The sequence below is a fragment of the uncultured Desulfosarcina sp. genome (genome assembly GCF_963664155.2).
GTDB lineage: Bacteria > Desulfobacterota > Desulfobacteria > Desulfobacterales > Desulfosarcinaceae > Desulfosarcina.
This window is the reverse complement of sequence record NZ_CAXXXH010000001.1, coordinates 2,815,919-2,836,876: the sequence shown is the minus strand read 5'-3', so window position 1 is coordinate 2,836,876 and position 20,958 is coordinate 2,815,919. Positions and strand designations below refer to the sequence as shown.

The window sequence follows — 20,958 nt, the reverse complement described above, 5'->3', positions numbered from 1 at the left end:
GAGATGTTGAAACTGGTTAATGGTGCGGCCCCAGTTGTTTCAGCCGAAACAGGAAAATGACAATAAGACCTATACGTCAACCTCCAGGTCCACCGTCAGGGAAGAATAGGATGCAAGAAGCGCTTCTGACGGCAATCGGCATGACCCGGAACCGGGTGCGCTGCCGGCAACTGGCTCGGATGCAATGGAAAGGATCACAATCAAAGGTAAGTACGAAGGAATCGCCGGCTGTCGCCGTGGGTTCATCAGGATGAGAATTCCATTGCCTTAATTCGAAGTATAGCACTTCATTGCCAAACTTCAACCCGAAAAAACCAGACAAACGGCTGACAACAGACGGTTAGCAGGACCATCGGCAAGTTTTTAAACAGAAAAACACACAGATTCAAATGGCCGGGGGACAGGCTTGACAAAACTCGGGCACAACTGGTATGACCTCTTACCAGTTAACCCAAGGAGGCCTTCCATGAAGGTGATATTATCGGCATCTCCTCCCGTCCGACCGGCCCAGATAGTTGAGCACCGCATCATCACCGGCATCCTGGATGGCACCTATCCCCCAGGTACACCACTTCCCAACGAACGGCAGTTGGCAGAAACCATTGGCGTGGCCAGGCCCCCCCTTCGTGAAACCCTCCACCGGCTGGCTACCGAAGGATGGCTGACCATTGCCCATGGAAAACCCACGCAGGTAAACGACTATTGGGAAAAAGGCGGCATGGGGCTGCTCAGCACCCTGGCCAAGTATATCGATGCCCTTCCACCACAATTCGTCACCCATCTGATGGAGGTCAGAAGCCGCCTCCTGCCCATTATTGCCGGGCTGGCTGTCGATCAGGCACCCGATCAAGTGCACGCATTTTTAGAAAATGCAGGAAAGCTCGATGACGACGTCAATGCATTTGTTGATTTTGACTGGCGGCTTCAGCTTTTCTTGGCCACCCAATCTCGCAATCCTATATATAAACTGATCCTCAACGATTTTTCCCTCATGTTCGAAACCCTTGCGACCGCCTATTTTTCCCTTCCCGAGGGACGGGCGGCATCCCGACGCTTTTACCGGGATCTTCTTGCGGCCATCCGAGCCGGCGGCCACCGGGTGGAATCGGTGGTGATGGACGCCATGGATCAAAGCATCGCCCTGTGGGAAAGTCTCAAAGGGATCTGATCATGATGAATCTGGACAACAACTGGGATCTGATTGTCATCGGTGGCGGTATCAGCGGTGCCGGCATTTTCCGGGAAGCGGTCCGCATGGGCTTGAAATCGCTGTTGCTGGAGCAGCAGGATTTTGCATGGGGAACCTCCAGCCGGTCATCCAAGCTGGTTCACGGCGGACTGCGCTATCTCAAAGAAGGACGGTTCTTCCTGACCCGGGATTCAGTCCGTGAACGGGAACGATTGCTCGTCGAGGCCAGAGGGTTGGTAACGCCCATCGGTTTTTTGGTGCCCGTCTATAAAGATCGGGGACCGGGAAGGTGGACTCTGGAAGCCGGCCTGTCCATTTACGACCTGATCGCCAAACGGCGCCAGCACGACTATCTGGATGCAGAGACGTTCGTAAAACAGGCACCCAACATCGACCGGAAGGGGCTGGTCGGTGGATTTCAATTCTTCGACGCTCAGGTGGACGATGCCCGGCTGGTGCTTCGTTTGATCTTTGAGGGAATGGCCAATGGCGGCACCGCCTTGAATTACGTCCGGGCGGCTGCCGTTGGTCGGAATAAAGAAGGCCGGATAAATGGCGTAACCGTCGAAGATGTTCACGCCCACCAGACCCTTTCTTTAAAAACGAAAGCGGTGATCAACGCCACCGGCTGCTGGGCGGAACGCCTTCACCCATCTCCGCAGAAAAACCGGCATCTGCGACCCCTGCGGGGAAGCCACCTGATTTTCCCGGCCCATGTGCTTCCGGTGGATCAGGCCATCAGCACCATTCATCCGGCCGACGGACGAGCCTTCTTTATCGCACCCTGGGAGGGCGCCGTGGTTGCGGGCACAACTGACCTGGATCATCAGAACAGCCTGTCGATCGAACCCCGGATCACGGAAGACGAAGTGGCCTATCTGCTGGATGGCCTGCACGCCTTGTTTCCTGCATTGGATGTGTCGGCAAGGGACTGCATCGCCACGATTGCCGGAGTTAGACCAGTGCTCAGCGAGGGAAAATGCGAACCGTCGGAAGAATCGCGGGAGCATGTGGTGTGGGTTGACAACGGTTTAGTAACCGTCACCGGGGGCAAGCTGACCACCTTTCGCAAACTGGCATTCGATGCGTTGAAGGCGGCCAAACCGTTTTTGCCGACTGACGCCACAGCAGATGAAGAATCGCCGGTGTTTCAACCCTTCAAAAGCCAACCGGTAGCGCCATCTCTCCTTGCCGATTTGCATTGGGAAAGGCTTTATGGTCGATACGGCCACTCTGCTGTAACTATTGTCATGGGCGCTTCTCTATCGGAGTTTACCATCATTCCGGGCACACAAACGATGTGGGCGGAAATCTTACACGCCGCCGCCCATGAAAGGATTCATCATCTGTCCGACCTTCTCCTCCGCCGCGTCCGGATAGGATTATTGACCGCAGAAGGAGGGCGAGGGCATTTGGGTCGAATCCGACACCTGTGTGCACCGGCATTGGGCTGGGACTCGAATCGGTGGAAAAGAGAGATCCGCAACTACTTGGAAATGTGGCGTTTCTCCCACGGCATGCCGGGTCATTATGCAAGGTCTCGGGGAACGCTAAAATCCTTTTTTTCCAATGTGGGTAAACGCCTGCGCCAACACTTCGCCTGAAATTGTGAAAAATGACTGATCAGGATCTGCTGCTCTCCATCGACAACGGTACCCAAAGCCTCAAGGCGCTGGTCTTTGACACCGGCGGCAATCTGGTTGCCCGGGAACAGGTGCTGTTCACCGCTTATTTTGCAGACCATCCCGGTTGGGCCGAACAGGACCCCCAGGTCTTCTGGGATGCCCTTTGCCAAGCATGCCAGGCAATTTTTGCAAGGCCTGACATCGACAAGTCACGTATCGCCGGCGTTTCCCTGACCACCCAACGGGGCACGGTGATCAATGTGGATAAGGATGGCAGCCCGTTGCGACCGGCCATCCTATGGCTGGACCAGCGCAAATGCCACGGTCTGCCACCACTGGGAGGACTATGGGGGCTGTTGTTCAGGGTCACCGGGCTTGCCGGCACCCTGGCTTACTTCCAGTCAGAAACCGAAGCGAACTGGATCTTAAGAAACCAACCGGCGGTTTGGGCGCAAACCCACAAATATCTTTTGCTGTCCGGATACCTGAATTTCCGTCTCACCGGCGAGTATAAGGATTCCGTCGGTAGTCAGGTGGGGTATCTGCCCTTTGACTACAAACGGTTGCGGTGGGCTTGCTCCTGGGACTGGAAGTGGCGTTGTGTGCCGGTGAGTCCGGATCAGCTTCCGCAACTGGTGGCCCCGGGTCAGATTCTCGGGATCGTGAGCCGACAAGCCTCAAGGGAAACCGGAATTCCTGCCGGCATGCCTGTATTTGCCGCAGCTGCGGACAAGGCCTGCGAGGTCATCGGCTCCGGCAGTCTCGACCCATCGGTGGGATGCCTGAGTTACGGCACTACGGCCACCATCAACGTGACGCATCGCCGGTATATCGAACCCATCCGGCTCCTGCCGGCATATCCCAGCGCCATTCCTGATTTCCATAACGTAGAAGTCCAGGTGTACCGGGGGTTCTGGATGGTCAATTGGTTCAAGGAAGAGTTCGGGTTCCCGGAACAGCAGGCAGCCGAAAAAACCGGTGTGGCCGCCGAGGCTTTATTCGAAGCATTGATAAAGGACATTCCCCCCGGATCCATGGGGCTCATGCTTCAACCATTCTGGACACCGGGTATCCGGACGCCGGGCCCCGAGGCCAAAGGCGCCATCATCGGTTTCGGGGATGTCCACACCCGGGCCCACCTGTATCGCTCTATTCTGGAGGGACTGGCCTATGCCCTGCGGGAAGGAAAGGAGCGCATCGAAAGTCGCAGCCGCAAACCCATAACCAGCCTGCGGGTCTCCGGTGGAGGAAGCCAGAGCAACCTAGCCCTGCAGTTAACGGCCGACGTATTCGGGCTGCCAACGGCCCGGCCCCACCTCTACGAAACATCGGGTCTGGGGGCTGCCATTGACACGGCCGTCGGACTGGGGTTTCATCCTGACTTTGAAACTGCCGTGGGTGCCATGACCCGCCCCGGTGATCGTTTCGAACCGGACCCCTCAAACCACCAGCTTTACAATGAACTCTATCATAAGGTGTACAAACGGATGTATCGGCAGCTCAGACCACTTTACGAAAAAATACGCGAAATTACAGGTTATCCTGAATAAACTTCCGACGCACCGTCCTCCCGTTCTGAAACATCATCGGTTACGATAATGCTTGATTCCCGCCGTTGCCTTTTTTATGATAACCGCGATTCGTCGTGCAATCGCCGACGGTGACGCTGTGGAGGCGTTCACTATGTTAAAAGAGCTGTTAATCAAGAATTTCGCCATTATCGACGACCTGAATATCCACTTCGAGGATGGGCTGACCATTTTAAGCGGCGAAACCGGCGCAGGCAAATCCATTATCATCAACGCAGTGAATCTGCTGCTGGGATCCCGCGCCAGCGCTAAAATGATCAGGGACGGCTACGATACCGCCGAACTGTCAGCTTTTTTCGATGTCCCCAAAGCGTCCGCTGCAGCTGCAATCATGGCAGAAAACGGCTATGATCCAGAAGACGGCCTGCTGGTGCGCAGGATCATCGCCGGCAATGACCGCCATCGCATCTACATCAACGACCGCATGGCCACCATGCAGATGCTGGCCACCATCACTGCGGATCTGGCCAGTATTTCCGGCCAGCATGCCCACCAGGGGTTGCTCAGGGAAGAGACCCATCTGGCCATCCTGGACCGTTTTGGCGGTCTTTTACCACAGGTTGGACAAGTGACGGAGCTATATGGGAAAGTGGCTCCGCTGTCCCAAAAACTTCAAGCCCTAAAAGAGAAAAAAGCCAATCAGGAAAAGGAAATGGACCTGCTTCGGTACCAGACTGCCGAGATTGCCCATGCCGATATTCTTCCTGGCGAAGACGATTCTCTGGAAAAAGAACGACTGCGGCTCAAGCACGCCGCATTCCTCCACGAATCCGTATTTTCCGCCCTCGAAGCCCTTCACGGGGCCGATGGCGCCATTCTGGAACAGCTGGGTGAAGTCCGCAAGAATCTGGAGAAAGCCGCCAATCTGGACGATGGGTTGATGACCGGCGCGCAGGGGCTTTCCGACCACATTTTCGGTCTGGAAGATTTAACGGAAACCTTGCGGTCTTACCTGGGGACCCTGGACACCGAAACCGAACGGCTTGATTCGGTGGAAGCCCGCTTGGACCTGATCAACAAATTGAAGCGCAAATACGGCGGCTCCTTGGAAGCGCTTTTCATGAGGCGTGATGCAATTGATGCCGAGCTTTCCGGCATCGCCACTATCGATGATGACATTAAGCGCGCCGAAGCGCAGTTGCAGAACGATTACAATCAACTGGCAGACTTGGGCCGACGTTTGTCCGAAGAACGAAAACGGGTGGCCGCCAATTTTGCCGAATCCGTTGAAAAGGAACTTGACAGTCTGAAGATGGCCGGCACCCGGTTCGGTGTCCACTTTTTCTGTGCCCCCTGCAACACGAATACATCACCGTGGCTTTGCGTGGATGGCAATTTATTGACCGCCACCGGCATCGATCAGGCGGCGTTCATGATCGCCCCCAATGTAGGGGAATCGTTAAAACCCCTTGCATCCATTGCCTCAGGAGGTGAGCTCTCCCGGGTGGTACTGGCGCTAAAAGCGATACTGGCGGAAACCGAAGCAGTGGGGACGGTGATCTTCGACGAGGTGGATGCCGGTATCGGTGGTGCCGTGGCCGACGTGGTGGGCAGAAAATTAAAAACCCTCTCCAAAAAACATCAGCTCATCTGCATCACCCATTTACCTCAGATTGCCCGCTTCGGCGGCTATCATTATTATATAGAAAAACAGGTCAAAAACGGCCGGACGACCACTGCGATCAAGCCAATGGACCAGGAAGAGCGGATCAAAGAGATCGCCCGCATGCTGGGCGGAGAAAAAATTACGCGGACCGCTTTGGAACATGCACGAACCCTGATGACCTCATGACGGAGAATACCCGGAGCTTGACAATCTATAAATAATAACCAGTGTTTAAAAACTTTTGCGTTAAGGAGATTGAAATGCCCATTTTTGAATTTAAATGCTTGGACTGTGACCAATACATGGAACTTTTGGTGATGAATAAACAGGAGGAGGTGGAAATGGCCTGTACCCATTGCGGTTCCGGCAACCTGGAAAGAATCCTCTCAACCACGAACCACACGATCACCGGCGGCGGTTCCGGCCAGCCTGCCGATTCCGGTTCCCAGACACGGACCTGCAGCTCTGGCTCGTGCACCACCTATACCATCCCCGGGCCGGCATGAGACCGATATTTTTATTCCGGCGTTGATATTCGATCTATTGTTTCATTTAAGGTCAACCCATGCCACATACACATACACTGCATAAGCAGGAAAAAGAACAGTTCTGCAAGCTGTTCAAACAGGATCAGCTCACAGACTTCGAGGATCGGTTTGCGGTCATGGAAGCCTTTATGCAGACCGATGGTCATGTTTCTTCTGCTCAGATGATCGAACGGCTCATCGAACTGGGATACCGGCTGGAACCTGAATTTGTCCGTGACACGCTAAAACTGATGTGTCAGTATGGGTTCGCCAGTAAACAGCAGTTCGACAATGGAGAAATTCTGTATGAACATCTGCATCTGGGGCAGCACCATGATCACATGGTCTGCACCAAATGCCGAAAAATAGTGGAATTTGAAGACCCACAGCTGGAGACGATTCAGGTCAAGGCAGCAGAACGCTATGGTTTCCACCTGCTCCAGCACAAAATGGAAATGTACGGCATCTGCGAACAATGCATGTCCCAACGCCGGGAACTGCTCCCGCTTTCCGAAGCACCCCGGGGGGAGCGATTGGTGATCGTCCGGCTGGACGGCGGCCCCATGGCGCGGGCACGATTGATGGCCATGGGCCTTCGAATTGGCGATGAAGTGGACGTGATCACCAATTCAGGGCAGGGGCAGTTGGTGATTGGCGTCGATTACAAACGAATCGTACTCGGACGAGGCATGGCCCGAAAGCTGATGGTTCAGGTCAAGCCCAACACGGAGTAGTTCGTCATTGCAAACCTGCCTGTAATATGTTTCTCCTAAGATAGAGGCCACGGGCACGCTACACCGAAGACAGTTATCAACAATGAAGAAATCCATTCCCATCATTCTGGCATTCCTACTGATTTTTGCCGGCACGGATCTCGCTATTGCGGAACGCTTGAGCGTGAAAGCTGATATCGCCAATATTCGCTCCGGACCGGATACCAGCGATGTGGTCATCTGGCAGGTGGAGAAATATCATCCCCTGGAGGTGGTCCAGAAGCAAGGCAGCTGGTACCTCTTCGAGGATTTCGAAGGCGATCGCGGGTGGATCCACAACTCCCTTCTCGCCAACGTTAGCACCGTGATTGTTAAAAACGATAATTGCAACGTTCGTTCGGGACCCGGAACCACTAACGATATCCAGTTTACCGTAGACAAAGGCGTGCCCTTTAAAGTGCTGGAAGAAAAAGGGGACTGGCTACATGTGGTCCATGCGGATGGCGATCAAGGGTGGATACATCGATCTCTGGTATGGTAGGGACCTCGCTAACGAAGGAGTCGGTTTGAAACGACAGGATGGAAAAACGCGGATCGTTGGACTCGGTTCAGCCCTTGTAGACATCCTGGTCAACGAAACCGATGACTTTGTCCGGCGCATCGGTGTTAAAAAAGGCGGCATGACCCTGGTGGATATGCCGGAGTTGGAAAAAATTCTGAATCAGGCGTCTACCCGGCCCATCGTTGTACCGGGCGGATCGGCCTGCAACACAGCCGTGGGCATCGGACGGTTAGGCGGGCGAGCCCGCTTCGTCGGTAAACGGGGAAACGACGAAACCGGGCAATTTTTTCAAAATGCCCTTGTTGACCGGGGGGTGGACCCTTTTTTGACGATATCGGCACTGCCCACCGGCCGGGTACTTTCCATCATTACCCCCGATGCACAACGCACTATGATCACCTATTTAGGCGCATCGGCCGACACCCAGCCGGAAGAAATCACGCCGGAATGCTTCACGGACAGTGCGGTGGTCCACATGGAGGGCTACCTGCTGTTCAATCCCGATTTAATGACGGCCTCGTTGAAAGCCGCCAAAAATGCAGGGGCCTTGGTTTCTCTGGATCTATCCAGCTTTACTGTGGTCGAGCAGTCCAAAGCCCTGCTCGATGATATAATCGAACAATCTGTTGACATTCTTATCGCCAATGAAGATGAAGCCTTGGCCTATACCGGCTTGAAGGACGAAGCGCAGGCACTGGACCGATTGGCCCGTCATGTCAGTATTGCCGCCCTGAAAGTCGGCGCACGGGGAAGCTTCATCCAACATGAAGATCGTGTTTGGCGGATTCCGGCACAGGGCTCGGGAGCGGCCGTTGACACAACCGGCGCCGGAGATCTCTGGGCGTCCGGGTTTTTATATGGACTGGTTTGCGGTTTTGCCCTCGAAAAAAGCGGCACGCTTGCTTCGGCATGCGGATATGAAGTATGTCAGGTGGTCGGCGCCGATATCCCCGCCGATGGATGGACACGAATCAAAAAGAAACTGGAGGAATAATGGCCAAAGGGGCAGTAACAAGAAAACAACTTTTGAAAGAACCCGATCAGTTCATTACCTTTTCAGGGAAACTGATCGCCTTCGGACGGTCCAATTTAAAAACGATTCTGATCAGCGCGGGGATCCTTGTTGCGCTGCTGTTGGCTGTTGTAACGGTACGACAGATTTCCCACCGGAATGAAAACCGGGCCTCTGGGCTGGTTGAAAAAGCCGTGGCCAAGTATTCAGCCGCCCTTCAGGACACGAATCCCAAAACGGCTTATGATCGGGTGAAGGCCGATTTTGCCGATCTTTTTGATAAATATAGTTCAAAAAACGCTGTGAAAATCGCCCGAATCATTTACGGAGATATCAGTTACAATGCCGGGGACGCCGATACCGCCATTGCCATGTATACCCAAGCGCTGGATGATTTTAACCAGTCTCCGGCATTGAAAAACCTCATCCTGAGCGGACTGGGGCATGCATTTGTTCTGAAAAAAGATTACCCTCAGTCCATTCACTATTTTGAAACGATTTCGGCAGACCGGGAAAAAACCATGAAAAGCGGCGCACTTTTCAATCTGGCATGGCTTTATGAGGCAACCGGCAAGAAAGAGAAAAGTACCGCTCTGTATAAACAACTTTTAACCGATTTCCCGGAGAGCATGTATGCCGACTTGGTGAGGGAGAAGGTTTAGCGGTTGAAGGGAAGCAAACACCCTATTTCTGGATACAGGAGTCGATGGTGACGGATTCCCGAGAATTCAAATATTATCAGTAAATTGAAAAGGGCGACGATTTGTTTGCCCTTTTTCTATTAATTAATGAGAGGTCGTTTTTAGGATTTATCTTTTGCAAACAGCTTGTATTTTTTTATTTTTTGATTCAACCCACTTTTGCCGATGCCCAACAAGTCTGCCGCGTGGGCCTGTACATAATTGGCTTTTTTCAATGCCCGGAGAATCATGTTCTTTTCCACAAGCACCAGGGTGTCATACAAATTAGCATCTATCGGAATGCCGTCAATATGCAAGGTGCTATGGGCATTATCAATGAAATCTTTAGGAAGGTCAGAGACCTGAATGATCTCCCCCGGACTCATCACCACCGCCCGTTCGATGACATTTTCCAACTCCCGTACATTTCCCGGCCAGTCGTATTCGTAAAACAGGCGCTCCACGTCCCGGTCAATTCCGGTCACGGGCAAGCCCATGTTACGCTCACCGCTGTATTTGGCAATAAAATGTCCCACCAGGGGCCGGACGTCCTCAAGCCGTTCACGCAGCGACGGCAGGGTGACAGAAACCACATTGAGCCGATAAAACAGGTCTTCCCGAAAATTACCCTTGGCCACCTCTTCTTTCAGGGATTTGTTGGTTGCAGCAATTAAACGGATATTGACGGGAATCGGTTTTACCCCTCCCACCCGTTCGATCACCCGCTCTTGCAGGACACGAAGCAGTTTCACCTGCAGGGCCAACGAAAGTTCTCCGATTTCATCCAGAAAAAGGGTCCCTCCGTCTGCGATTTCGAAACGCCCTTTTTTCATGGAGACTGCACCGGTGAATGCCCCTTTTTCATGGCCGAACAACTCACTCTCTAAAAGTGTCTCGGCCAAGGCGGAACAATTGACCGCCACAAAAGGTTTGTTTTTTCTGGGGCTGTTAAAGTGCAGGGCATTCGCCACCAGTTCCTTTCCCGTCCCGCTTGCCCCTTCGATAAGGACCGTTGCCATAGCCGGTGCGACTTTTCGGATGAGGTGAAAGACATCCTGCATGGCCTTGCTCTTGCCGATAATATTGTGAAAGCTATAGCGGCCTTCTACAGCACGCCTGAGCTGGCGGTTCTCCTTGACCACACGATACATGGAAATCGCCTTGTTGACATAAAGAACAAGCCGTTCATTATCGAAAGGCTTGAGGATATAGTTATAGGCCCCTTTCTGCATGGCCTCCACAGCCTTTTCAACGGTGCCGTGGGCGGTCATCATGATAACCGGAAGATCCGCATCTTTTTCCTTTATATTCTCAAGAAGATCGATGCCGTCCATAATCGGCATTTTCATATCCGTAACTACCAGATCGACGTCGGATTGGGAAAGCGTCTCCAGCGCCTCTGGTCCGCTGTTGGCTGTAAGCGTCTCAAATCCCTCATCTTCCAGGATCGCCGATAGGATGAGAGTGTAATTTTTCTCATCGTCAACAATGAGGATGGTTTCCATTATTTCGACTCCTGGCTTAACGGAAACTTGACGGAAACCCGGGCCCCTTTTTCACTGCGGTTATCAATCCGAATCATTCCATCATTGGCTTCAATAATGTTTCTTACGATCCCCAACCCCAAACCCGTACCCTTCTCTTTGGTAGTAAAAAACGGATCCCAAATCTTTTCCATGACCGATGCGGAGACACCCTCGCCTTCGTCTTCGATGTATACCCACAGGGAACCATCACCCGTTTCAATGGTCACGTCAATCTCACCACCATGGGGCATGGCCTGCATCCCATTGATAAGCAGGTTGAGAAACGCCTGGTATAGCATGTCTCCATCGGCCATGATAACGGGGATCTCGTCATCGAAAAATGTCCTGATGACATATCCGTTTTCTTTAATCTGATGTTCGAGAAAATGAATATTTTTTGTAACCACTTCATCAATTCGGCATAGACTTCGGTTGGGTTTTTTGGGACGTGCGTAGTTTAAAAAATCAGTTATGATATCGTTCAAGCGCCGCGCTTCCGCCACGATGATATCAGCGATGGCATTGAGGTTGTCCTGGGGAGCCATTTTCTTTTTCAGCAATTCAGCGGAACTGCTGATAATCCCCAATGGGTTTCTGATCTCGTGGGAAACGCCGGCAACCATCTCTCCCAGCGAGGACAGGTGCTTGGCTTTGGCCAGCTGGTCTTTTAGCCGTATTCGTTCTAAAGCCCGCTTTTCGATAATGCCCTCACCTCGCTTCACGACATAAATCAAGGTAAGCAGCAAAATCCCCATGACAACACTGATAGTGCAAATCACCAGTACCTGAAACTTGAAAATTTTGCGGTAATCGCTCGACAAATCCTGTCTGATTTCAACGACGCCCAATACCGGTCCAGAGATCGGAGACAAAGGCTTCTCCGCCCTTAAGGGAGCAAAAGTGATGATTTTAATCTCCTTTGGAATCCCCAGAAGAATTTCCCAAAATGCACCGTTTTGAACAAGCTTAGAGGATGATTGCCCGTCCAGCGCATTTTTATAGAAAGTTCCTCCAAGATTTTCCATTCCCACCAGTTCAGGTGAAAAACTATAGGCAATGATATCATTTTTGCTGTAAATATTGACCATTTCAACTTTGAAACTGTGCAACGTGCTGCGGACGACACTGTCCATTCTTTCGAACTGTTCCTGATTCCTGAGTTCGATTTTTCCATACTTTAACCCCACAGGAAGAATAAACTGCAAAAACACCTGATGGTTCAGGTTCTCGATAAGCAGCAATGCATAGTCTTCGCTTTTCTGGTATTGCATTGAACGAACCCAATGGGTGTTAAGCACGGAAAGGATGATCGTTCCAATAAAAATGACAATAAGGCTGGTAAAGGTAAAATATTTTACCAGACGAAAGGGTTTGGCCCGTTCTGCAAAGCTGGACGGTTTCATGACGTTTCCATTGCTGCCATGAATGGCAGGGCAATCTTATATCTAAAACAAACCAATCTGTTTAGATTGTTCAAGAAATCTAAATGCATAGCGGTCTATCGCACCGATTGTCATCATATCCATCACATATACCGGACACGTCGCATTTCAAATATTTCGTCGAGGGGACACACAAGCGACTAAAGTTTTCGTTGTGAGTGCCGAAGTGAAAGCATAGCACCGGAAACCGTTGTAATGCCATATAAAGAAACCAGCGGGTCATGTCAATGTGCGGTGAATAAATGCCCAGAGCGTTAAACTATTTTTTTTCTACATCGATACGTGGCACCGCGCCAATAAATCTTAGGGATAATTATTATTTGATCTGCTGCAATTTACTGTTTCAGCTCAATCGTCAATTCAAACTATTAAAAAACGACCCTTAAGAAGAGAAATAAATAACGCCCATTGAAATATTAAAAAAATGGACGCTGCCACCACACAAGATAAGGGTAATTATCGTTATGGAGCCACAATATATATTAAATAGACTAAATTATGCATAAAAGTCATATAATTTTACTTGACAACGACTTCTTTTCGGTCTTGAATCGAAATCAAGAGTCGGCATTCCCGTTCAAATTGACAGACAGTAAGCCCCAATCTTCTTTGAAAAGCGAACGCTGTTTTTACTTTTTTGATTGCCATAAGACGATGGATCAAATGGTGAAGAATTCGTTAAAAAAAATAAGAGAGTCCCTCCTGATGAGCAAATCGGAACTGGCGAGAGAAGCGAATGTCTCTCCGATTACGATTACGCGGATTGAAGAAGGGAAACCGTGTCGGCTGGAAACCAAAAGAAAAATCTTGCTGGCTTTGGGGTACAGCCTGTCGGACAGTAAAAAAATCTTTGGTGAATAAAAGAGCGAACCATGTTTTTTGGAAAAAAAGACCAAATAGTTGGATTGGACATCGGGTCCAGATCCATTAAAGCGGCGGAAATCTCCGAAACGAAGAAGGGTGTTTCCCTTGAACGGTTCGGCATCATCGATATCGCTCCGGGACTTATCGAAGATGGCGCAATAAAAGATGCAGAACAAGTCGCAGACACCATCCGTCAAATGTTTAAGAATTATGGCATAAAAGGCCATAATGTGGCCCTCTCGGTTGGTGGCTACTCGGTCATCGTAAAAAAGATCAATGTTCAGTCCATGCCGGAGGAGCAGCTTCAGGACACAATCAGTTTTGAGGCGGAACAATACATCCCCTTTGATATATCTGACGTGAATTTGGATTTCCAAATTCTGGGTGAGAATGAAACCAACCCAAACCAGATGAACGTACTGCTGGTTGCCGCAAAAAAAGAAATGGTCAATGACTACGTCAATCTTGCCCAAATGGCAGGACTGAATCCATGCATCATAGATGTAGATGCATTTGCCCTTCAAAATATTTACGAGTTTAATTATTCCCCTGCTGAAGATGAGAACATTGCACTCATTGATATCGGAGCAAGCAAAACTTCATTAAATATCTTGAAAGGCAGGGCATCTGTCTTCATGAGAGATGTTTCGCTCGGATGTGGCCAGATAAATCAGAAGATCGCATCGCTCATCGACTGTTCCATTGAAGAAGCCGAGCAGATCAAGTTTGGCGACCAATCCGAAAAGATAACCGCCGGTGACCTCTCAGACATCGTTTCATCCGTCGTTTCAGACTGGTGCACTGAAATCAGGCGGGCGCTGGACTTCTTTTATTCAACCTATCCCGATGATCAAATCAAAAAAATAATTCTCAGTGGAGGAGGTGGCAATATAAAGGAATTCAGGCAGTTGTTGTCTGTCGAAACCTCCGCGGAAGTGGTCACCATAAATCCCTTTGAAGGGCTTCACATAGATGAGAACCGGTTTGATGTGGAATTTCTAAAACGCATAGCCCCCCAGGCCTCAATCAGCATGGGATTGGCAACAAGAAAAGTTGATGACAAATGATACGCATTAATTTACTCCCATTTCGAGCCGCACGGAAAAAAGAGAATATTAGGCGACAAGTGTCCATATTTCTGTTGTCACTTGTCTTGGTTGTGATTGTCGCCTCCTGGTTCAACTATTTATTATCCGGCAAAATAAAATCCTTAGACAACCAGATTAAAGAGACCAAGGCGCAGGTTGAAAAGTATAACAAAATCAACAAAGAGATCGCGGATATCAAGAAAAAACTGGATATTCTGAAAAGAAAGATTGAAGTTATCAAATCGTTGGACCTGACCAGAAAAGCGCCAGTTGAACTGCTTGACGATATGTCCAGACTGTTAATAGAAAAGCGGATGTGGCTGACGGGATTAGAGGAAAAATCCGGAAATGTTAAGGTCGTCGGAATCGCCTTGGACAACCCGACGATTGCGGAATATATGACCCGGATTGAAGCATCCTTAAAATATGTCGATATCAAACTGTTGACCATCAACCAGGACACATCGGTCAAAGGGTTGCAACTGAAAAGGTTTGATATCAGGTTTCGCAAAGCTCCCCTTAAGGATCAACCTAAATAGGTAATGAGGAAATGAAGAAAGGCAAAGCGGTTTCCATAGAAAAAGTCAATCCGGTTTTTGACAAGCTTGAGCAGCTTTCCAAAATCCAACGGATCGCTATCTGCGCAGGTCTGTTGATATTATTTATTGGTGCTTTCGTCTACTTTTCATATCTTCCCAAATTGAAGAAAATCGACCAGCTCAAGAACAATTTATCAAAAATCGAAAAAGAGCTGGAGGTTGCCAAAAAAAATGCGCGGCAGTTGAATGCGTATAGGAAAAAAATGCAGGACGCCGAAGAGCAATTTAAAATTGTAATGCGGGCATTGCCTGAAAATGAAGAAATCCCCACCCTGCTCACCGGCATTTCAAAATCCGGAAAAGACGCGGGACTCAATTTTCTTCTGTTTCAGCCCAAGCCTGAGGTAAAAAAAGATTTTTACGCCGAAATTCCTGTAGCGATGAAAGTTACCGGAGACTATCATGGTGTAGCAACCTTTTTTGAAAATGTTGCGGAACTGAATCGAATCGTAAATATCAGGGATATATACATGACGCCGGATAAGGATGGTGCGTCCCTGACGACGACATGTACTGCGGTGACATATAAATTTATTGAAGCTTCCGAAACGCAAAAAAAGACGTCTAAGAAGAAAAAGCGGTAAAATCATGCCCATGCAATTTAGAAAATCTTACCCTGTTGTGACTCTGATTCTGCTGATTTCGTGTTTTCTCTGGAACTGCGGTGATCAAAAAGAGCCATCCCAATCCCAGGCTCCGGTGATCAGCAAGAAGATTTCCGTACAAACCAAGCCAGAAGCTCTGCAGCAGAAAGATGAAAGTCCGACAGCCGTGGCTTCTGTAAAAGAGACTGAGTCAACCGATACGAAAGAAGAAGAACAAAAAGTAGCTAAGCGAATTTACGATCCCACGGAGCGGCTAAACCCGTTTATACCTCTATTTAGGGAAGATAAAAAAGAGACCGTTGCGGATAAAAGTGACAAAAGCAAAAGAAAGAAACGCATTCCACAGACTCCTTTAGAGAAAATAAGCCTTAACCAGCTTAAGCTGGTGGCAATCATTCGCTCTTCATCAGGAAACAAAGCACTCGTAGAAGAAAACACCGGAAAAGGCTATATCATCAAAATTGGGACCTATATCGGCTTAAATTCAGGAATCGTGACGCAGATCAACGCGAACAGCGTGATCGTCGAAGAAGAAATAGAGAACCTTCTGGGAGAACTAATTCTTCAAAATACCGAAATAAAACTTCAGAAACCAGCTGGAGAGTGATATGCACAACTTCAGGATCAAATTTTCAAAGAGATTGACACTTGTTTTTTGCCTTGGATTGATTGTTGCCTTTCTATTTCCAGGATGTGCAACTCAAAATTCTAGTCGTCAAACCGGTGTGACCGATGTTGATCCTTCCCAATCCATGGAAATCACATCTATCGGATTATCTGAAGAAGCGGACACGATGAACGTTGTGATTGACGGAATCGGTCCGTTGACTTACACATCAGTCAAACAACCGCTTCCCCTTGGTGTGGTTCTATACTTTCCAAACACCCGGTTGAACGTTTCCAAAACCGATGTACAATCCTCGGGAAACCCTGTCACTTCAATTCACGCAGGCCAAATCGAGGCAAAAAACAGTACCACGCGTATCGAAATTCTTCTGGCATCGGACGTTCCGTACAATGTAGTTCAAGACGGCCCTTCACTCAAAATCCAGTTTGATAAGGCCATTCCCGGTTCAGGCAGAGCCAGCAACACCCCGACATCCCAAACCGGCGCAACCCAGCAACTGGGGACGGGCACAGAAACTCGCGCCATGGATCCTTCCCGCATCGAAGCCATTAAACCGTCCGGTGCTTTCCAAGGCACGGGCGCCAGGATTGGGAAAGAAAATCAGATATGGGTCAACCGAATCGATTTTCTAGGAGAAAAAGACGGCCGATCAACACTTTCAATCGAAACAACGGCCCCGGTCGATTACGACATTAAAAAAATATCGGATAAACTTCTAGAATTACGTTTAGCCAACGCCAACATCGCTGACTTCAGACAGCGTCCGCTGATAACAACGCGTTTTGAAAGCGCTGTTAACCGTATCATGCCGATCCAGCTGCCATCCATGAAGAACTTTTCAATTTTCTCCATCGAGCTCCGGGAACCCGTCCCTTACTATACGGAGCAGACCGGAGGACTTCTGTTGGTCCACTTTGAAGCATCCTCTGTCCCACCTGTACCGGCCGACGAGGCCAATCTTCCTGCCTGGAAGAAGGCCCTTGAGGAAACTATTGGACCGGCTGATGTTGTTTCCACATACCCCAAGGCAATGCAACTTCCGGACGAAAGCCAGGCCTCGGGGATAAAACCCGCGGAGACAACGGCCGACGCGTCTTCTTCTCTTGAGACAGCGTTAGACAGCGACCAGGCAATGGTTTTAAGAAAAAATATCAAAAAATACACCGGCGAGAAAATCGCCCTGGATTTCTTTCAAACCGACATCAAAAATGTATTCCGGATTCTACGGGAAGTCAGCGGTAAAAACTTTGCCATCGACGATGATGTTAGCGGCAAAGTTACACTGACGCTTGACAAGCCGGTTCCGTGGGATCAAGTGATGGACTTGGTGCTGAGAATGAACCAACTCGGCATGATCGTGGAGGGCGATATCGTCCGGATTGCCACCCTGGCAACCCTGAAAAAAGAAAACGATCTCAGGAACGCGCAAATTGCCTCTCTACAAAAAGAAAAGGCGCAAATAAAATCTCTGGAACCTCTGGAAACACGATACATTCCGATCAGTTACTCCGATGCTACCAAAGAGGTGCTTCCCCATATTCAAAATATCGTAACCAAAGATCGCGGCTCCGTTTCAGTCGATGTCAAAAACAATCAGATTATCATGACCGATACGGCTGATAAGATTGACAATGCTCTGGAAATCGCTAGACAAATCGACAAGGTAACCGCCCAGGTGATCATCGAAGCCCGGGTGGTCGAAGTCAACGAGAATTATTCCAAGGAACTCGGATTTGAGTGGAATCTGGGTGTCGGACCGGTAACGGTCAACAATGGCAAATCGCGATATAGCACATCCGTCGCGATGAACTATCCGGCGGCTACCACCAATGGCTTTCAATTGAATTTTGCAAAAATCGCCGGGACTCCGTTTACCCTGGATGCCATTCTGACAGCCCTCGAATCCAATGGGAATGGCAAGATTCTCTCTGCTCCGAAAATTGCAACCCTGAATAACAAAAAAGCGAAGATCAAGCAGGGACAGGAAATAGGATATTTGGAGCGGGACTCAGCGGGCGGATCTTCCGTAAAATTTAAAGATGTCGATCTTATGCTTGAAGTTACGCCTCACGTAACGCCGGACAACCGGATTTCCATGGATATCGTTATCCAGAAAAATGATGTCACCGGTTTTGTTGATGGTGTGCCCGTCATTTCTACAAACGAGGCACAGACACAACTTCTTGTGAACGACGGGGATACGATCGTAATTGGCGGCATCATCAAGTCAAGAGCGACCAAAGAGAAATCGGCCTTTCCGGGGCTTCACAAAATCCCGGTTCTTGGGTTGATGTTTCAGAGCAATATTGAGGAAGCGACTAACGATGAATTACTTATATTTATGAACCCGAAAATTGTGCAGCTGGAGCAGCGATAGACCAGCTCATTTCAGAAAATAGCGGCTTTCGACAAACCCGAACCGTTTCTTTTTAACGAGCGACCACATCTCCCAAAATGATGGTCGCTCGTCTATTAGATAGTGGACGCACCAAAAAGTATTCCTTTACCCTTGAACGGTGATATAATTGAAAATGGGAAACCAACCGTTTGGGGGAACCAATAGCAGGGCAACCGCCATCAGCGCGTGGTTATCTGCTTTTCTAAAACCTTTGAAAATTCATACAATCCGTCACGCCCCGTGTTTTGTGTTGGATAAGGTGAGTCCTTGATACGATTGCCGCAACCGTTTTACTCTCGGAGCTACAAGATACCCCGCGCTAATCGCGGGGTATCTTGTTACAGGGAATTGGCAATAATGATAAACACTGAATGAAACCCACCTGAGGAAAGATCGATGCGTGCAGCCTATTATGAAGAGTTCGGGGGCTCTGTTACCATTAAAAATCTACCCGACCCGACCCCTCCGAAAGACGGCGTGGTTATCAAAGTTAAAGCGACGGGATTATGCTTGAGTGACTGGCATGGATGGATGGGACACGACCCGGATATCCATCTGCCCCATGTACCCGGGCACGAACTGGCCGGTGTTGTCCAAGCTGCAGGAAAGGGAGTTATCCACTGGAAGCCCGGCGATCGAGTGACTTTGCCCTTTGTTTGCGGCTGCGGGGGATGCCCCCAATGCCTGTCAGGCAACCACCAGGTCTGCGACCACCAGTTTCAACCGGGATTCACAGGATGGGGGTCTTTCGCCGAATATGTGGCCATCCGGTATGCCGATGTCAACCTGGTGCGCCTACCGAATTCAATGGATTTTGTCACCGCTGCCAGCCTGGGCTGCCGGTTCGTAACTGCCTTTCGGGGAATCACCGCCCAGGGCCGGGTCGGCGCCGGCCAATGGGTGGCCGTGTTCGGCTGCGGCGGGGTGGGCCTGTCCGCCATCATGATCGCCGACGCCCTGGGCGCTCGGGTCGTCGCGGTTGACATTGCGGATGACAAGCTGGATATGGCTCGATCCGTGGGCGCCTCGGAAACGATCAACGCCCGGTCCGTGGACGACGTGGTCGAAGCCGTCCGCAGCCTGTCCCGCGGTGGAGTCCATGTATCGGTAGATGCATTGGGTAGCCCCCGGACCTGTTTCGATTCCGTTGCCAGCCTCAGAAAAAGGGGAAAACATATCCAGGTGGGTATCCTGAATACCGAGCACCGCCATGCGGCCGTCCCTATGGACCTGGTCATTGCCCATGAGTTGGAAATTCTGGGCAGCCACGGCATCCAGGCTTTTGAATACGGACGGCTGATGGATATGATTGCCGCCGGAAAACTGCACCCGGAAAAGCTTATCGGGCGAACCGTGAGTCTGGAAGAAGGGATTGCTCAATTGGTCGTCATGGACCGGTTCGATCAAACGGGCGTAACCGTTATCAATCGATTTTAAGATAACCCAGGCTACTTTTTCGAGTTTTAATTTGGCCCGAGGATTCTTTTAAGACAGATCTCCCCCGTCGCTATTACCCCGGCCGACAGAGGAATATGGATAATGGCCATCCCGTATAAATAATACCGGGATGGCCTTTGTGTTTATCTGTGGCACCGGTATTACTTTCCGTACAGCACTGCAAGAATGGTAGCCCGGCCACTGGCGGAGGCAATCAGATGGGGGGTGGTGGACAGGTAGTAAGCGCTGTCTCCCGGAGAGAGATCGAAATGATCGTCCCCGATATCCAGAGAAACCTTCCCATCCAGCACATAGATAAATTCCTCGCCATCGTGGACAGAGCGTTCCGCGGCCGGTGCCTCTTCCAACTGGACGATAAGGGATTCCATATGTCGGCCTTTCACTTCCGGAGCCAGGCTCCGGTAGGTATAGGCCTGCTTCTTTCCCTTCATTGAGGTAGACCGGGACACGATTTTCTGTTCCCCTTTGCGGGTGATGGAATATAGCTTTTCTCCCACACCGGACACCAACCGCCCAAAAGCACTGTCCAGGGCCTTGGACAGCTTGATGGCCGTTCCCAACTGGGGCTGAACCTCGCAGCTTTCGATGCCGGATAAAAACTCCACATCGAAACCGGTCATGTGGGACAGCTCGTCCAGGGAAAGCCCTTTGGCTTCACGGATCGCCTTGATCCGCTGGCCGATGTCTTCCTGGCCACCTTCAGGTTGGCTGCAGGTACCCTCCTTAATTTGTCCGGTCAGGTCTTCGAAATAGTCCACGTTGATGTGGGGTTTCTTTTCGCCTGTTTCCATGGCAATGCTCCTGGTGCGGGAATTCTCCCGGCTTTCCTGATGGGTTCGGTATTGGG

General features: G+C 50.2%; 19 protein-coding genes. 16 read left to right on the top strand and 3 right to left on the bottom strand.

What is annotated here, in order from left to right:
• The first annotated feature begins 466 nt into the window (after positions 1-466).
• From fadR to ACHZBS_RS12930, 9 genes are all read left to right on the top strand, one after another.
• Complete coding sequence (fadR, locus tag ACHZBS_RS12970; protein ID WP_319406939.1) at positions 467-1,168, top strand: fatty acid metabolism transcriptional regulator FadR; 702 nt, start codon at positions 467-469, stop codon at positions 1,166-1,168.
• A gap of 2 nt (positions 1,169-1,170) precedes the next feature.
• Complete coding sequence (locus tag ACHZBS_RS12965) at positions 1,171-2,793, top strand: glycerol-3-phosphate dehydrogenase/oxidase (protein ID WP_319406938.1); 1,623 nt, start codon at positions 1,171-1,173, stop codon at positions 2,791-2,793.
• Between the two features lie 11 nt (positions 2,794-2,804).
• Positions 2,805-4,364, top strand: coding sequence for an FGGY-family carbohydrate kinase (locus tag ACHZBS_RS12960; RefSeq protein WP_319406937.1), 1,560 nt, complete (start codon positions 2,805-2,807; stop codon positions 4,362-4,364).
• Positions 4,365-4,497: 133 nt separating this feature from the next.
• Positions 4,498-6,195: a DNA repair protein RecN gene (gene recN, locus ACHZBS_RS12955; protein ID WP_319406936.1), complete on the top strand. Its 1,698-nt coding sequence runs from the start codon at positions 4,498-4,500 to the stop codon at positions 6,193-6,195.
• A gap of 74 nt (positions 6,196-6,269) precedes the next feature.
• Complete coding sequence (locus tag ACHZBS_RS12950; protein WP_319406935.1) at positions 6,270-6,515, top strand: zinc ribbon domain-containing protein; 246 nt, start codon at positions 6,270-6,272, stop codon at positions 6,513-6,515.
• Positions 6,516-6,574: 59 nt separating this feature from the next.
• On the top strand, positions 6,575-7,270 hold the full coding sequence (locus ACHZBS_RS12945) for a transcriptional repressor (protein ID WP_319406934.1): 696 nt from the start codon (positions 6,575-6,577) through the stop codon (positions 7,268-7,270).
• A gap of 82 nt (positions 7,271-7,352) precedes the next feature.
• Positions 7,353-7,790, top strand: a complete 438-nt coding sequence (locus ACHZBS_RS12940; RefSeq protein WP_319406933.1) for an SH3 domain-containing protein — start codon at positions 7,353-7,355, stop codon at positions 7,788-7,790.
• 25 nt (positions 7,791-7,815) lie between these two features.
• Positions 7,816-8,805, top strand: a complete 990-nt coding sequence (locus tag ACHZBS_RS12935) for an adenosine kinase (protein ID WP_319406932.1) — start codon at positions 7,816-7,818, stop codon at positions 8,803-8,805.
• Positions 8,806-8,837: 32 nt separating this feature from the next.
• Positions 8,838-9,485, top strand: coding sequence for a tetratricopeptide repeat protein (locus ACHZBS_RS12930; RefSeq protein WP_319406931.1), 648 nt, complete (start codon positions 8,838-8,840; stop codon positions 9,483-9,485).
• 140 nt (positions 9,486-9,625) lie between these two features.
• Here ACHZBS_RS12930 and ACHZBS_RS12925 read toward each other — a convergent pair whose 3' ends face one another.
• Positions 9,626-11,008 (bottom strand): sigma-54 dependent transcriptional regulator, encoded by a 1,383-nt coding sequence (locus ACHZBS_RS12925; RefSeq protein ID WP_319406930.1) that lies wholly within the window; start codon positions 11,006-11,008, stop codon positions 9,626-9,628.
• Entirely contained in the window at positions 11,008-12,432 is a 1,425-nt protein-coding gene (locus tag ACHZBS_RS12920; RefSeq protein WP_319406929.1) for an ATP-binding protein, read from the bottom strand. The genes ACHZBS_RS12925 and ACHZBS_RS12920 overlap by 1 nt, the downstream gene beginning before the upstream one ends.
• Positions 12,433-12,969: 537 nt before the next feature.
• Here ACHZBS_RS12920 and ACHZBS_RS12915 point away from each other — a divergent pair.
• The 7 genes from ACHZBS_RS12915 (at position 12,970) to ACHZBS_RS12885 (ending at position 20,090) form a co-directional block, all read left to right on the top strand.
• The gene (locus tag ACHZBS_RS12915) at positions 12,970-13,332 is read left to right on the top strand and encodes a helix-turn-helix transcriptional regulator (RefSeq protein ID WP_319406928.1); all 363 of its coding nucleotides are present in this window, start codon (positions 12,970-12,972) and stop codon (positions 13,330-13,332) included.
• 11 nt (positions 13,333-13,343) lie between these two features.
• Complete coding sequence (gene pilM / locus ACHZBS_RS12910; RefSeq protein ID WP_319406927.1) at positions 13,344-14,402, top strand: type IV pilus assembly protein PilM; 1,059 nt, start codon at positions 13,344-13,346, stop codon at positions 14,400-14,402.
• Positions 14,403-14,461: 59 nt separating this feature from the next.
• Positions 14,462-14,962, top strand: a complete 501-nt coding sequence (locus tag ACHZBS_RS12905) for a PilN domain-containing protein (protein ID WP_319406926.1) — start codon at positions 14,462-14,464, stop codon at positions 14,960-14,962.
• An 11-nt stretch (positions 14,963-14,973) separates the two neighbouring features.
• A complete protein-coding gene (locus ACHZBS_RS12900; protein WP_319406925.1) occupies positions 14,974-15,606 on the top strand; it encodes a type 4a pilus biogenesis protein PilO in 633 nt (210 codons plus the stop codon).
• Between the two features lie 4 nt (positions 15,607-15,610).
• Positions 15,611-16,234 (top strand): pilus assembly protein PilP, encoded by a 624-nt coding sequence (locus tag ACHZBS_RS12895; RefSeq protein ID WP_319406924.1) that lies wholly within the window; start codon positions 15,611-15,613, stop codon positions 16,232-16,234.
• A gap of 1 nt (position 16,235) precedes the next feature.
• A complete protein-coding gene (pilQ, locus tag ACHZBS_RS12890; RefSeq protein ID WP_319406923.1) occupies positions 16,236-18,632 on the top strand; it encodes a type IV pilus secretin PilQ in 2,397 nt (798 codons plus the stop codon).
• A 417-nt stretch (positions 18,633-19,049) separates the two neighbouring features.
• Positions 19,050-20,090, top strand: coding sequence for a zinc-dependent alcohol dehydrogenase family protein (locus ACHZBS_RS12885; RefSeq protein WP_319406922.1), 1,041 nt, complete (start codon positions 19,050-19,052; stop codon positions 20,088-20,090).
• A gap of 161 nt (positions 20,091-20,251) precedes the next feature.
• Here the strand turns inward: ACHZBS_RS12885 and ACHZBS_RS12880 are convergent, their stop codons facing one another.
• Positions 20,252-20,902, bottom strand: a complete 651-nt coding sequence (locus ACHZBS_RS12880) for an XRE family transcriptional regulator (RefSeq protein WP_319406921.1) — start codon at positions 20,900-20,902, stop codon at positions 20,252-20,254.
• Between the last annotated feature and the right edge of the window lie 56 nt (positions 20,903-20,958).